Genomic DNA, 14,988 nt, shown 5'->3' with positions numbered 1-14,988 from the left:
GAACGGAAATGCGATTCCTCCAGTTCAAGGCGACGTTTCTCCGCCTGGCCAAGGCGAGCCTCGCCGCGTCCATCCTGCTGGCAGCGAGCGAGGCATCGCTCGCCCAGACCGTGAACCTGACGGCGAAGGCCGTGTCGGCCACGATGCCCGACGGCGAGATCGTGCCGATGTGGGGCTACACGTGCTCGGCGGCCGCCGTGGCGCCGGCCACCTGTGCGGCGGCCAATCCCGCCGCCGGATCGGGCTGGTCGCCGGTGGTGATCACCGTGCCGTCCGGCGCGACGCTGAGGATCAACCTCACGAACAGTCTGCCGGCCTCCGTGCCGACGTCGCTCGTGATCGTCGGCCAGCTGGGCGGCGGTCTCGGCAAGACGGCGACGTCGACCCCGAGCCCCGTGCATCCGACCCAGACCTCGACGACCTGGCCGATCGCCGGCACCGGCAGCGGTGCGACGTTCACGCCGCCCGCGCAAGGGCCACGGGTGCAGTCGTTCTCGACCGAGGTGGCGCATGGCGCGACAACGGCGCTGACGTGGAACAACCTGCGGCCCGGCACCTACCTGATCGAATCGGGCTCGCATCCGTCGATCCAGGGGCCGATGGGCCTCTATGGCGTGCTCGTGGTGCGGACGCCGCCGGCTTCCGCGACATCGCGGCCGATCGCCTATCCGGGCGTCGCATACGATGCCGACATTCCGCTCGTGCTGAGCGAAATCGATCCGGTGCAGAACGCGGCGGTCGCCGCGGCCGTGGCGACTGCCGGCTTCAGCGAAACCAAGGTATGGTCCGGCCTTTCTGGTGGCTGCGGGGATTCGCACTCCTCATCATTTGGCACCTGCTATCCGCCGGCGGTGAACTACGATCCGCGTTATTACCTGATCAACGGCGTCGCCTTCGATCGTACGAATCCGAACCGCTCGTCGTTCCCCGCGACTGCCGCCGTGTCGACCGGCCAGGTGCTCCTGCGCTTCGTCAACGCCGGCCTGCGGATGCACGTGCCGTCGGTGGTCGGCGCGCAAACCGGCAATCCGTCGACCTCCGGCTTCACGCTCGTCGCCGAGGACGGCAATCCGTTGCCCGGCAATCCGCGCGTGCAGTCGACCGTGTTCCTGGCGGCCGGCAAGACTTACGACGTGATGATGACCGCGCCGGGCCTGAATGCGCCCGCGCTGCCGGTGTTCGACCGGCAACTGAGCCTGTCCACCAACAACCAGCGCGACGGCGGCATGCAGGCGTATCTCAGCATCAACAACGGCGCGCTTCCGTCGGCTGGCGGCGGCGGCCAGGGCGTCGTCGCCAATCCCGACAAGTACTTCCTCGTGGCAGGCAACAGGCTGACCGTGGCGGACCCGGCGAAAGGGGTGATCGCCAACGACGTCGGCGTCTATGGCGTGCAGCTCGTGACCAAGCCGGCCAACGGCACGGTGACGCTGAACCCGGACGGCACATTCAGCTACGTGCCCAATACCGGCGCGACTTCGGACAGCTTCGTGTATCAGGCGAACGGCAATCCCGGTGTCACCGCGACGGTGACGCTGGCGCCATGCACGCAAGCCGCCGGCTGCCTGTCCGGTCCGCCCGTCGCTCACGATGACAGCTACGCCAGCACCATCGCGTCGCGGCTGCAGATCGGCGCGCCCGGCGTGCTCGTCAACGACACGGACCCGAGCGGCCTGCCGCTCGCGGCGGTCGTGGTGCCCAACAGCGCCAGCGGCGGCACGGTCACGCTGAACGCGGACGGTTCGTTCAGCGTGACGCCGGCCGTGCCGCCGGTCGGCAGCGCGACCGCGGGCGTGACCTTCAAGTACACGGCGGTCAACTCGCAGAACACGGCGAGCGCGCCCGCGACCGTTACCGTCAAGTTCAATGGCGGCAGCGGACTCGCCGTGAAGGTGCTGGACGCGCCGAGCGCGGCCCCGGGCAAGACGCCCGTGCAGCTCACCGACTACCGCTGGATCATCGAGGAAGACCGCACGTTCCAGATCGATCCGGCCTGCCAGGTGAACACGACGCCGCGCCCCGCGAACTGTCCGGCGCTGCCGGTGCCGAGCCTCGGCACCAGCTTCCATTCGAGCTACATGCCGGTGGTCGCGGCGGGTTGTGTCGGCACGGTGGCGTGCGAGTCGGGGCAGACGGTGTTCGATCCTGCCACCAACACGCATGTGCCCGCGGTATGTGACATCGGCGATGGCACGTGCCGCACGAATGCCGCACAGCAGGTGGCGGTCGACCCGAGCCAGGTGTCGCTCGATCCGACCAAGCACTATTACATCTCGATTCTGCCGGGCGACGCGGGCAACAGTTTCTCGAACGGCGCGGGCGCTCCGCAACCCGTCGACCCGAACGACCCCAACAGCGCGATGCGGCAGTTCGACATTTCGAAGGATTGCCCGTCGGGTCCCGGCGGCGCGGATTTCGCGCCGGGCACGGGCACCTGCGGTCACACGATGGGCGGCGCGCCGATCGCGCCGGGACAGAAGAACGTCAACGTGCTCGTGCAGCAGACACCGCTGCAGACCGCGAAGATTTCGGTATTCGTGTTCGAGGACGATGCGCCCGTCAACGGCGAAGTGGACGTGAGCGGCGGCAACGACGCCTTCGGCAGCGCGCATGAGCCGGGTCTCGGCGGGTTCGAGATCAAGCTGTTCGACGACGCCGGCGGCACCGGCGACGCCACCGGGCAGATGACCTACGACATGTTCAACATGCCGCTGTCGAATTCGCTGCAGGGCACCGTCGATCCCGCCACGGGCCTGAACGCCTGCCCGATTTCGACGTCGTCGACCGACGGCCTCGTCGGCATGATCCCGACTTGCCCGAAGTACGAGTCCGACGGCAAGACGCTGTCGCCGCTGGTCGGCCAGGCGGTCATCGCGAACCTGATGCCGGGACGCTACGGCGTCGTCGCGACGCCGGGCGCCGATCGGAGCGGCCGCGGCGAGGAGTGGCTGCAGACCAACACGCTGGACGGACAGAAGGCCCACGACGCGTTCATCAAGGTCGGCGGCCCGTCGTACTTCCAGGAGTTCGGGCCCGCGGGCTTCCACGTGTCGATCGGCTTCGCGAATCCGAAGATCATCAACGACCGGCTGCCGGTGGTATGCGCCCACGCGACCTGCAACAACTCGCTCGCCGGCCGGATCACGAATCTGCACTACAGCCGTCCGCCGAACGAGAACCTGTACGGCTCGGGCTCGCGCGATTCGCTGGGCTTCACGCAGTGCTACGTGAGCGTCGGCGACACCGACGGGGAGGACATCGCCTTTACCAAGTGCAATCCCGACGGCACGTTCAAGATCAGCGGCCTGCCCGACGGCACGTTCCGCATCACGGTCTTCGATCAATGGAACGACCAGATCGTCGACGGGCTGGCGACGGCGACGCAGTTGAAGGGCGGGCAGTCCAAGGACCTCGGCGACATCCCCGTACTGCAGTGGCATACGAATCTGTATACGCGGACCTTCTTCGACCAGAACGGCGACGGCGTCTCGCAGGACAACGAGCCCGGGCTCACGCTCGTGCCGACCAACATCCGTTTCCGCGACGGGAGCTACTCGAACTTCAACAACACGGACCTGAACGGCTTCGCCGGATTCAACGAAGTGTTCCCGCTGTTCAACTGGTATGTGGCCGAAGCCGACACGACGCGCTACAAACAGACGGGCGTGCACGTGGTCTACGATGCGGGCGGTCCGGTTGACGGCACGCCTGGCGGAGGCAGCTCGAACATCGCGGCGAATTTCGCCAACACGGTCGAATCGTCGACGGCGCATCTGCCGGCGAACCTGCGCGTGCCGGGCGCCCGGTACTGCAACGACGCGGACTGCAACGACCAGTCCGGCACGAACCCGTCGACCGCGCGGATCGACCCGCCATGGGTGACGACCGAAGGCTGGCAGGGCTTCTCCGGCCAGAATTCGTTCATCGAGTTCGGCAAGAAGCCGTACGGCCCGACCGAGAACGGCGGCATCAAGGGCGAGGTGATCTATGCATCGACGCGGCCGTTTGACGACCCGGCGCTGCTCATTCACACGAGCTGGACGCCGGACATTCCGAACGTGACGGTCAACCTGTACCGGCAGGACACGGCGGCGGACGGCACGACGACGCTCGCGCTCGTCGATACGACGAAGACCAGCAGCTGGGACGACTGGGCGCAGGGCTTCCGCTCCGACGGCATTCCGAACATGAACTGCCCGGGGCAGGAGGCGAGCGACCCGTTCTTCTACACGCTGAAGGACAGCCCCCAGTGGCTCGATCCGACGCATCGCGCTTTGCCCGCGCATTCGCAATTCAAGTGCTATGACGGCATGCACGCGTTCAACCAGGTGCAGCCCGCGCCTTACGACGGGATGTACCAGTTCCCGAGCGTGACGACGCGCGATCCGTCGACGGGCCTGCCGACGGGCACGAACTGCACGATCTGCGTGGCGAATCCGTCGGGCGACGGCACGCGGATGCTGCCGACCGGGAAATACGTCGTCGAGGTGGTGGTGCCGCCGGGCTACGAGCTCGTGAAGGAGGAGGACAAGAACATCCTGATCGGCGACAACTACATCGCCCCGGTGACGCAGCAGTTCGGCGGCCTCGGCACTATCTTCATCCTGCCCGATCAGGCGGCGATGAATTCGACCTTCAACCCGAACAATGCGCAGAACCCGACATCCGATCTCGGTTCGGCGCCGCGGCACGAAGGCGACACGGGCAGTGTCGAGACGTTCTGGCCGTGCGTCGGCGCATTGCGCATCGTGCCGGACTACATCAGCCTGTTCCCGGGTTCGAAGGAGGTCGCGCCGTTCGCGGGCGCGTCGCGGCACCTGTGCGACCGCAAGGAGGTCACGCTCACGAACGAAATGTCGGTGCTCGCGAAGTTCTGGCTGTTCAGCTCGACCCATGTCGCCGCGCACTACACCGGCTTCATGCTCGACGACTTCTCGTCCGAGTTCGACCCGTACTCGCCGCAGTTCGGCGAGAAGTTCGCGGTGCCGAACGTGCCGATCTCGATCAAGGATTTCGGCGGCAATGAAGTCGCGCGCACGTATTCGGATTCGTGGGGCATCTTCAACGGGCTGAACTATTCGACGTGGCAGGTCAATCCGCCGAATCCGACCGGTTACGCGCCGACGATGATGGTCGCGTGCATGAACGATCCGGACATGCCCGACCCGGCGCATCCAGGGAAGACGATCCGCGATCCGTTGTTCAACCCGGCATACAGCCAGTTCTGCTACGAGATCCCGTTCATGCCCGGACAGACCCAATACATGGACACGCCGGTGGTGCCGGTCCAGGCGTTTGCTTCCGGCTACAACCCGCCTGACTGTGCGTACCCGGACGGCACGCCCGCGATCGCCAGCGTGACCGGCGACGCGAGCGGCGGAGGCGCGGGCCCGTGGGTCAGCGCGGTCGGTCACCAGCTGACGATCAAGGCGCTCGGCGATCAGGTCGTACCGAACAACGCGTACAACGGGCCGGCAGCGACCGCCTCGCCGTTCAACCAGAAATTCGTCAAGCGTCACTATGGCTTCGGCGCGACGCAAGGGAAGGTCACGATCGGCGGCCACGTGGCTTCAGTGCAGTCGTGGACCGACTCGGAGATCCATGTCGTCGTGACGCCGCTGATCGGCTCGAGCTGCACCGTTCAGCAGCGCGGCGTGCTGACCCCGACGTCCTGCGGCGAACTGGTCGTCACGACCGCCAGCGGCAAGAACACGATCGACACGGTCACCGTGACGGTGGGCGGCAAGGCGCCGACTTACGTGAACGGCGAGAACGCGACCAACGACGCGATCCAGACCGCGATCGACAACGCGACCCCGGGCGACCTGATCATCGTCGGTCCGGGCACCTACAACGAAATGGCCGTGATGTGGAAGCCGGTGCGGCTGCAAGGCGTCGGTGCGCCTTCCGTGGTGATCAATGCGAACACGCATCCGTCGGGCAAGATGGACGCGTGGCGCAGGAAGGTCGACTGCCTGTTCGGCGTCGCGATCAACGGCGCGATGATCTCGTCCACGAACCCGTACGACCCGAGCGGCACTTACACGTGCTCGACGGCGATGCAGCGCAAGGTCGACCCGATCCCGTTCGAGCCGACCGTGGGGTGGGACGCGAACCTGAACGGCAATCTCGGCGAAATGCTGCTCGAGCCGACGTTGATGGGCGCGTACGAAGGCGCCGGCATCACGGTGCTCGGCAAGGGCGTGCGGGACGTGCTGGTGGGCGGCGTGCCGCAGCCGGACCCGAACTGCGTCGCGAACGGCATTTGCGTGCCGCTCACGGGCCCGACTCTGTTGCAGCCGAACCCGCCGGATTGCAGGAATAACCCGAGCAACTTCCTGTGCAATCCGTCGCGCATCGACGGCATCACGGTCACGAACAGTTCGCAAGGCGGCGGCGGGATTTTCCTGCACGGCTGGAACCATCTGATGGAGGTGTCGAACAACCGCGTGTTTTCGAACGCGGGCACGCTGGCCGGCGGCATCTCGGTCGGCCAGGTCGAAGTGCCGGACGGCACGATCGCGGCCGACGGCATCACCGAGCTTCCGTTCGGCTTCAACAAGGCCGTGAACGTGCACCACAATTCGGTGACGTCGAACGCGTCGTACGGCGATGAAATCAACTCGAGCACACCGTCGTCAGCCGGCGGCGTCGTGTTCTGCTCGGGCGCCGACAACTATCACTTCAACTACAACTGGGTGTGCGGCAACATGAGCAGCGGCGACGGCGGAGGCGTCGCGCACTTCGGCTTCAGCTATGCCGGCGACATCTCGCACAACTGGGTGCTGTTCAACCAGAGCAACAACCCGACACTGCCGACCTACGGCGGCGGCATCATCGCGCAGGGCGTGCCGCCGGACGGCACCTTCTGCGAGAACGCGACGGTCGACGTGGACTGCGCGCCGCAATTGTCCGACGGCATCGGGCCGCGACTGGTGATCGACGGCAACCTGATCATGGGCAACACGGCGGAGAGCGGCAAGGGCGGCGGGCTGCGGCTGCAGCAGGTGAACGGCACGGACGTGCAGCGCAGCCCCGGCAACGCGGCGAACTGGTACACGGTTCGCGTGATCAACAACATCATCGCGAACAACGTCGCGGGCTGGGGCGGCGGCGGCGTGTCGTTGCAGGACGCGGTGCGCGTGAGCTTCGTCAACAACACCGTGATGTCGAATGACGCGACGGCATCCGCCGGCGTGCTGTTCAACACGGACGGGGCCACCCAGGCGAACGTCGGGCCGCCGAACTGCACCACGGTCGGCGCGCAAACGACGTGCAACCCGGTCACGACGTCGGCGTACCAGCCGGCCGGGCTCGAGACCGCGCGGCATACGGCGAACTTCGTGGTTGCGTTCACCAATGCCGGGGTGGCGTGTCCGGCGGGCCAGCCGAACTGCACGACGTTCTCGAACCCGGTGCTGACCAACAACGTGTTCTGGCAGAACCGCACGTTCTTCATCACGGTGTCCGGAACGAATCCGAACATCCCCGGGGTGCAGAACACGGTGACGTTGAACCCGACGCTGAACCAGGCTGGGCATGCGACAGGCTATTGCGATCCGCACGCGGTGTATTGGGATATCGGCGCGTATGGCGACACGGGCCCGGGCAATCATCAGTCGGGTCTGACGTTGAGCCCGCAGTATTCGATCCTGACGGATGCGGGCGACTATCCGGGCGCGAACAACAACGGGACCAACCCGGCAGTCGTGAGCCAGTACTGCAATGGCGCGCGCGTGCCGCCGGAAGGGGGCGGAAACGGGTTCGCGGTGCCACCCGGCATCTCGGACACGGTTCTCCCGAACCCGTTGTTCACCCTGCTGCCGTCGGCCGTTCCCGATGAGGGCAATCAGTGGATCAACATGTCGTACGGTCCGTTGTCGCTGTTCAACATGTCGATCGCGTCCGGCAACGCCGGCTACGGCGTGCTGCTCGGCAACTACTCGCCGAGCGCAGGTTCGCCCGCGATCAACACCGGGACGCAGGCCGGTGCGCCGGATCACGACTTCTTCGGTACGCCGCGTCCGCAACAGGGACGCTTTGACAGGGGGGCGGTCGAATTCCGGCCGTCGGGCATCGTGGCTGGTCTGCCGATCGATCCGCTCGCGCTCGGCACGTTGCTGAACGTGCCGACCGGCGTCGCGGGCGGCCTGCCGATCAATCCGCCGGCGCTCGGCGCGGTGCCGAACTTGCCGGCCGGCGTCGTGGGCGGCCTGCCGCTCAATCCGCTGGGGCTCGGCGCGGTGCTGAATCGACCTTGAGGGGGGGGCCATGAACCGTTCACGTTTGATGTGCAGGCGAGCGGCGCTTTACGCCGTCGCCGCCTGTCTTGCCGCCGCGGCCGTCGCAGAGCCGGCCGCGGCGCAGCAGGGCGCGCCGGCCGCGCCCGGCGCCGGTGCGAGGCATTCGCCATACCGGCCGGACCTGCCGCGGCGCGCGAGAACCTACTACATGATGACGAGGGGGATCGACAACCTGAAGGTGCACCGCATCACATCGGACAACCTGATCCGCTTCAGCTACCGGGTGACCGATCCCGTCGCCGCGAAGCGGCTCGCCGACAGGAGCGCGACGCCGTATCTGTACGGGCAGACGAGTCACGCGCTGCTGGAGGTGCCGGTGATGGACAAGGTCGGCCAGTTGCGGCAAAGCGGCCGTATCGAGGCCGGCCGGGAATACTGGATGGTGTTCTCGAACAAGGGCAACGTCGTCAAGGTCGGCGAGCGCGTGAACGTGATCATCGGATCGTTGCATATCGACGGGCTGCTGGTCGAATAACGATGCGGCCGCGATTCGCGGCACAGGGACAGGAGAAGACTCATGATCCGGTTTCTTTCGGTAGTGATTGGGGCGGCCTCGCTGGCTGGTTTGTTCGCGTCGGTGCCCGATTCGATCGCGGCCTCGGCGGCAGGAACCGCCCAGGCGGGGGCGGCATCGGCGGGGCGCGCGAGCGCCGCGCAGATCGTCGAGCGCAACGTGGCGGCGCGCGGCGGGCTGCAAGCCTGGCGCACGGTCAGCACGCTGACGCTGTCGGGGCTGATGGAGGCCGGTGGCAAGAAGAACACCGCGCTGCCGTTCGTGATGACGTTGAAGCGTCCGCACAAGAGTCGCTTCGAAGTCCGCTTCAACGGGCAGACGGCGTTCCAGGTCTATGACGGTGCGCAGGGCTGGAAAGTCCGGCCGTTCCTCGGCCGTGACGAAGTCGAGCCCTATACGCCGGCCGAGGCGAAATCGGCGGCGCAGTCCGCGGAACTGGACGGGCCGCTCATCGATTACGCGAGCAAGGGCAGCACGGTTCAGCTGACCGGCTCGGAAATGGTGGAAGGGCATCGCGCCTACGTGCTGAAAGTGACGACGAAAGAGCGGGTGGAGCGTCGCGTGTGGATCGATGCGGCCACGTACCTCGAGCTGAAGATCGACGGCGACCCGCGCGTGCTGGACGGCAGGACGCACCGCGTCTCCGTGTTCTTTCGCGACTTCCGCAAGGAGGGGGGGCTCGTCGTGCCGCACACGCTCGAGACCGCCGTTGCCGGCGTGAAGGGAACGCACAAGTTGACGATCGATCACGTGGCGGTGAATCAGCCGGTGGACGATACATCGTTCGGCAAGCCGCAGCTCGGTGCGGCCAGGGTGACGAGCCGCTAGCCGGACGATCGGGCGAGGACCGAGGCCATGAAGCGAATCGAATCGTGGGTGCTCGCCGGCTGCATGGCGGCAGCCTTGTGCGCGTGCAAGCAAGTACCGGGGCAGGGTCTCACCGCGGACCAGATCGTCGAGAAGAATATCGCCGCGCGGGGCGGGCTCGACGCATGGCGGAAGGTCCGGACGATGGTCTGGTTCGGCCATGTCGACAGCGCGAACGCCCCCGTGCGGGACATGCCCTTCGTCCTCGCGATGAAGCGTCCGAACAAGACGCGCTTCGAGCTGACGGTGTTGAACGAGAAGAGTGTGCGCGTCTTCGACGGCAGGGAAGGCTGGAAGCTGGGCGCGAGTCCGCGGCCGTATTCGATCGACGAGATCAGGTCGGCGCGTGACGAGCAGGTGATCGACGGGCCGCTGATCGATCATGAAGCGAAGGGCGTCGGCGTGACGCTGGAAGGGGTCGACCAGCTCGGCGGGCACGACGCATACCGCCTCGCGGTGACGCTGCCTTCCGGCGCGGTTCGCCATGTGTGGATCGATGGCCGGACGTTCCTGGACGTGAAATTCGACCGTCAGTTGCATGGGCCGCGCGGTCCGGTCACCGTCGAAGTGAGCTACGGCGATTACAAGCGCATCGACGGCCTGCAGATCCCGCTCAGGATCGAAAGCCATACGGCGGCTTCGCCGAACAAGGACACGCTGGTCATCGACAAGGTGTCGCTGAACCTGCCGCTCGACGATGCGATCTTCACCCGGCCCGCATCGCCGGGCGGACGCCGTCCGGTCGCGATCGATGCGAACGTGTCGCCGGCGCCGCCGCGGGCCGGCCTGCCGACGGCACGGCCATGAACGGCATCCGGCGGCGGCTGCGCGCCCTCGCGGCGGCGCGTCCGCTTGCCGTGAGCCGGCGGCTGGCGCGATGGTTGTTGCTGGCCGCGCTGTGCGCGCCCGCCGGTTACGCGCGCTGCGACGAGGTCGCGCCCGCCGGGCCTGTCGCGCCGGTGCCTGTCGCGCCGGCGGACGCGGGCGAGGCGATCTTCCAGCGCGGCATCCTCGGTTCGGGCGCGCCGCTCGAAGCCGTGCATCCGGACGGCGTGCGCCTGCGCGGCGCCGCGGCCGCCTGCATCAATTGCCACCGGCGCAGCGGCCTCGGTTCGAAGGAAGGCAACAACACGATCCCGCCGATCACGTGGCGCTATCTGGCGCATCCTCGCGCGCAAACCGGCGAGGATCTCGACATCCCGTACGTTCCCGGCATGCGCACCGATCGCGAACCGTACACGGAGGAACGGCTCGCGCGGGCCGTGCGAGACGGGATCGATCCGGAAGGCAGGCCGCTCGGCAGGCTGATGCCGCAGTACGCGCTCGGCGATGCCGACATGGCCGCGCTGACGGGCTATCTGAAGCGTCTCGATCGCCGCCTGCCGTCGGGCGTGACCGACACGGTGCTGCATTTCGCGACGATCGTCACGCCCGATGCGGACCCGGTGAAGCGCGCGGGCATGCTCGACGTCCTGCAGCACTACTTCGCGGACAAGAACGCGTTTCCGTTCGGCGCGACGCCGCCGCTGCGCTCGACGCGAAAAATGAGGTTCATGGTCAATCGGCGCTGGGAGCTGCATGTCTGGTCGCTCACCGGGCCGCCCGACACGTGGCATGCGCAGCTGAACGCGTATCTCGAGCGGCAGCCGGTGCTGGCCGTGGTGTCGGGGCTCGGCGGCCGGAACTGGGCGCCGGTCCATGACTTCTGCGAACAGGCGGCCGTGCCGTGTCTCTTTCCGAACGTCGAAGTGCCGGTCGAGACCGATCACGACTTCTATTCCGTGTACTTCTCGCGCGGCGTCCTGCTCGAGTCGGACCTGATCGTGAAGCGCATCCTGGACGAAGCGGGTGCGCGGCCGGCGTCCCGGGCGGTGAAGACGGTCTGGCAGGTCTATCGCGCGGGCGATAACGGCGAGCGGGGCGCACAGGCGTTGGCCGCCGCGCTGAAGGCGCACGGCATCGTGGTGTCGAATCACGCGCTCGCGCCTCGCGAAGGCGTCGCGCATGCGTTGCACAGGATGCCGCGCGACGATGTCCTCGTGCTGTGGCTGCGGCCGCCCGACCTCGCGGCGCTGGAGCATGTGCCGCCCGCGTCGGACACGGTGTTCATGTCGGGGCTGCTCGGCGGGCTCGACAGCACGCCGCTGCCGACGCGCTGGCGCGACGTCACACGCGTCGCCTATCCGTTCGACTTGCCCGAAGGGCGGCGCGTGCGCGTCGATTACGCGTTCGGCTGGTTCACGATCCGGAAGATTCCGATGGTCGCGCCGCAGGTGCAGGCGGACACGTATCTCGCGTGCGGCCTGCTCGCCGAGACGCTGAGCCACCTGGTCGATGCGTTCGTGCGTGAGTATCTCGTCGAGCGCATCCAGGACATGCTCGAACGTCGCATCCTGACCGGCTACTACCCGCGCCTGACGCTCGCGCCCGGGCAGCGCTTCGCGTCGAAGGGCGGTTATATCGTGCGGTTCGCCGGGCCGGATCGCGCGAAGCTTGCCGCCGACGGAGGCTGGATCGTCCCCTGAGCGGCCGCGCGCGTCGAGAAGGAGTAGGAATCAGACCGCGTATGGAGGACCTCTCCCCATGCCGGTTTTCGCGGGCGCTTCGCACAATGAAGACATCGCGCGACGTTCCGGCGCGGCGCGGGCCACACGGCGTGAGGAGGGAAACAACCATGACAACGTTTCTTGTCGGTCATGACACGCGTCATCGCTGGACGCATCGCGGCTTGATGACCGTGATCGCGGCGCTCGCCGTGCTGCAGGCGTCCGTCGCGCAGGCGCTGCCGATCTTCGCGCGCCAGACCGGGCAGAGCTGCGTCGCGTGCCATGCCGGCGGACAGTTTCCGGAACTGACGCCGTACGGGCGCATGTTCAAGCTGAACGGTTATACGTTGGGCGAGCGCACGATTCCGATCGCGGCGATGGCCGTCGGCGACCTGAGCAAGACGCGAGCGAACAGCGACGCCAGCGGCAATCCGGTCACACCGAAGAACGGCCTGCCGATCTTCGACTTCGCGAGCGTCTTCCTCGCCGGGAAGATCACCGACAAGATCGGCGGCTTCGCGCAATTCACCTATGCGAACTACGATCATCAGGATGCCAATGGAAAATGGAAAAGCTGGTGGGCATCGGACAACACCGACTTTCGCTTCGTCGACCGGATCATCTCTCCCGCCAACGATCTGATCCTCGGCCTGACGCTGCACAACAACCCGACCGTGCAGGACGTCTTCAATACCGCGCCGGCCTGGAGCTATCCGTACATCGGCTCGGCGATCAGCCCGGTTGCCGGCGTTCCGGTCACGCCGGTGCTCGAGGGCGCGCTCGCGATGCAGGTCGTCGGCATGGGCGGGTACCTGTACTGGAACAAGACGGTCTATGCGGAGCTGACCGCCTACAGCACGGCCGACGGCATCTGGTCGTTCCTGAGCAAGGGCAACCGTGCGGGCAATCCGGACCACCCGCAGGTCTATCTGCGCGGCTACAACCCGTATGCGCGCATCGCGCTGACGCGCGAGTGGGGCCCGCACAGCCTGATGGTCGGCGCGTTCGGGCTGAGCGTCGACATCTATCCGAACGACCCGAACAACTTCCCGATCTTCGGCACGGGCGTGACGCGCTATCGCGACTATGGTTTCGACACGCAGTACCAGTACCTGCTGGAGCCGCACACGGTCACCGCGCAGGCGCGCTACGTACGCGAGAACATTCACGACCCGAACAACTTCGTGCTGGGCGACGGTACGGCGGCGCGTCTCGATTCGCTGCGGCTCAAGGCGTCGTACATCTACCAGAACAAATACGGCGTGAGCCTTTCGTTCTTCAATACGACCGGCACGGCGGACAGCACGCTGTATGCGGGCAGTGCCAATTTCCATCCGAACTCGCAGGGCTGGACGCCGGAGATCTTCTGGATACCGGTCCAGTACGTGCGGGTCGGCCTGCAGTACACGCATTTCACCCGGTTCCTCGGCGCGACGACCAACTACGACGGCGCGGGTCGCAACGCGCGGGACAACGATACGCTGTTCCTGTACCTATGGGTCGCATCGTTCTGACATCGCGGCCGGCGTTCCCCGCTCGCCAGGCCGACTGGAGCACGCGAGGCGAGCGGGGGGCGCGCATCTCGCATCGCGTGTCGATGCAGATGCGCAACGTCGCCGAGCGAAATCGATTTACGCGGCGGCGGAAATCGCGGCAAGGAGGTTGCTGACATGAACAAGGTGGCCTATATCGTCTCGCTTGCGATGGCGGTGGCCGGAGCGGCTTGCCATGACCTGGAGCGGTCGCGGCAGGTCGACAACCCGGCCGTGTCGGGCAAGACCATCGCGCTGCAGGTGTGCTCGAACTGCCACGGCGCGACCGGCGTGTCGGTGTCGCCGATGTTTCCGAAGCTCGCCGGACAGCGCAAGGAATATCTCGTCGATCAGTTGACCGACTTCAAGCATCACGCGCGCGCCGATCCGAATGCGAAGCGCTACATGTGGGGCTTCACGCATCTGACCGATGCGCAGATCGACGCGCTCGCCGACTATTTCTCGAGCCAGCCGGCGGTGCTCGGCGTGTCCGACGATCGCGCGCTGCTCGACGCGGGCAAGGCGATCTTCGTGTCGGGACTGCCCGACAAGGGCGTGTCGGCCTGTGTCGGGTGTCATGGCCAGCACGGCGAGGGCATGAGCGGGTTTCCCCGTCTCGCCGGCCAGCACGCGGACTACGTGATGAAGCAGCTGAGGGTGTTCCGGGAAACCGACACGCGGCCGCGCGGCGCGATCATGAAATCGGTGTGCGCGAACATGACGGAGCAGGACATGCGCGCCGTCGCGGCCTATGTCGAGGCGTTTCCGTCGGAACCCGACGCACCGGTGAGCCCTGCGGTCGAGCAATGAGCAGACGCCGCCGAATCGGCGTCGCGTGCGGCCGGTGCCGCGGGGCGGGCAGGTGAGCGGCGCCGGCGGCGATCGTTTGGGTGTCTCGTCACCCCCGGGGCGGGGCACCGCTTTTTATTCGAACCCGATGGTTCCATCCTGGTGACGCTCATGAAAGCATTTCAATCGTCACGCGGCGGCATGATGTCCGCTGCCGCGTCACTGTATCGGCTGCATCGGCGACATCGCGCGCCGGCCGCGGTTCGCGCGTGCGAGCCGGGCGACGACCGTTCGTTCCTCGCGCGCCTGTCGGTCATCGACTGGCTGTTCGCCCTGGCACTCGTGGCGGGGGCAGGCCATGCGCTTGTGCACTACCACGCGCACATGGACGACTACGACAAGGCGGTGATGATCGGCTCCGTGCCGGCGCTTGTCGC

General features: G+C 66.8%; 7 protein-coding genes and 1 pseudogene. All 8 read left to right on the top strand.

Annotation, left to right across the window (positions count from 1 at the left end):
* The first annotated feature begins 8 nt into the window (after nucleotides 1-8).
* Nucleotides 9-8,261 (top strand): Ig-like domain-containing protein, encoded by an 8,253-nt coding sequence (locus tag U5771_RS29230; RefSeq protein ID WP_322027196.1) that lies wholly within the window; start codon nucleotides 9-11, stop codon nucleotides 8,259-8,261.
* 10 nt (nucleotides 8,262-8,271) lie between these two features.
* Nucleotides 8,272-8,778, top strand: coding sequence for a hypothetical protein (locus tag U5771_RS29225; protein ID WP_322027195.1), 507 nt, complete (start codon nucleotides 8,272-8,274; stop codon nucleotides 8,776-8,778).
* Nucleotides 8,779-8,820: 42 nt separating this feature from the next.
* Nucleotides 8,821-9,645, top strand: a complete 825-nt coding sequence (locus U5771_RS29220; RefSeq protein WP_322027194.1) for an outer membrane lipoprotein-sorting protein — start codon at nucleotides 8,821-8,823, stop codon at nucleotides 9,643-9,645.
* 27 nt (nucleotides 9,646-9,672) lie between these two features.
* Nucleotides 9,673-10,491: a hypothetical protein gene (locus U5771_RS29215; RefSeq protein WP_322027193.1), complete on the top strand. Its 819-nt coding sequence runs from the start codon at nucleotides 9,673-9,675 to the stop codon at nucleotides 10,489-10,491.
* The gene (locus U5771_RS29210) at nucleotides 10,488-12,209 is read left to right on the top strand and encodes a c-type cytochrome (protein WP_322027192.1); all 1,722 of its coding nucleotides are present in this window, start codon (nucleotides 10,488-10,490) and stop codon (nucleotides 12,207-12,209) included. The genes U5771_RS29215 and U5771_RS29210 overlap by 4 nt, the downstream gene beginning before the upstream one ends.
* A gap of 149 nt (nucleotides 12,210-12,358) precedes the next feature.
* Entirely contained in the window at nucleotides 12,359-13,744 is a 1,386-nt protein-coding gene (locus U5771_RS29205) for a cytochrome C (RefSeq protein WP_322027191.1), read from the top strand.
* Nucleotides 13,745-13,900: 156 nt separating this feature from the next.
* On the top strand, nucleotides 13,901-14,572 hold the full coding sequence (locus U5771_RS29200; protein ID WP_322027190.1) for a c-type cytochrome: 672 nt from the start codon (nucleotides 13,901-13,903) through the stop codon (nucleotides 14,570-14,572).
* A 183-nt stretch (nucleotides 14,573-14,755) separates the two neighbouring features.
* Nucleotides 14,756-14,988, top strand: a pseudogene (locus tag U5771_RS29195) (c-type cytochrome biogenesis protein CcsB); the annotation flags it as partial.

It is taken from the genome of Burkholderia sp. BCC1977 (assembly GCF_905339595.1).
GTDB lineage: Bacteria > Pseudomonadota > Gammaproteobacteria > Burkholderiales > Burkholderiaceae > Burkholderia.
Note: the sequence above shows the minus strand (reverse complement) of the source record. Positions and strands in the feature narration are given on the sequence as shown.

Coding starts and splice junctions, on each gene's coding strand:
- U5771_RS29200 (WP_322027190.1), top strand. CDS start 13,901: ATGAACAAGGTGGCCTATATCGTCTCGCTTGCGATGGCGGTGGCCGGA.
- U5771_RS29215 (WP_322027193.1), top strand. CDS start 9,673: ATGAAGCGAATCGAATCGTGGGTGCTCGCCGGCTGCATGGCGGCAGCC.
- U5771_RS29205 (WP_322027191.1), top strand. CDS start 12,359: ATGACAACGTTTCTTGTCGGTCATGACACGCGTCATCGCTGGACGCAT.
- U5771_RS29210 (WP_322027192.1), top strand. CDS start 10,488: ATGAACGGCATCCGGCGGCGGCTGCGCGCCCTCGCGGCGGCGCGTCCG.
- U5771_RS29230 (WP_322027196.1), top strand. CDS start 9: ATGCGATTCCTCCAGTTCAAGGCGACGTTTCTCCGCCTGGCCAAGGCG.
- U5771_RS29225 (WP_322027195.1), top strand. CDS start 8,272: ATGAACCGTTCACGTTTGATGTGCAGGCGAGCGGCGCTTTACGCCGTC.
- U5771_RS29220 (WP_322027194.1), top strand. CDS start 8,821: ATGATCCGGTTTCTTTCGGTAGTGATTGGGGCGGCCTCGCTGGCTGGT.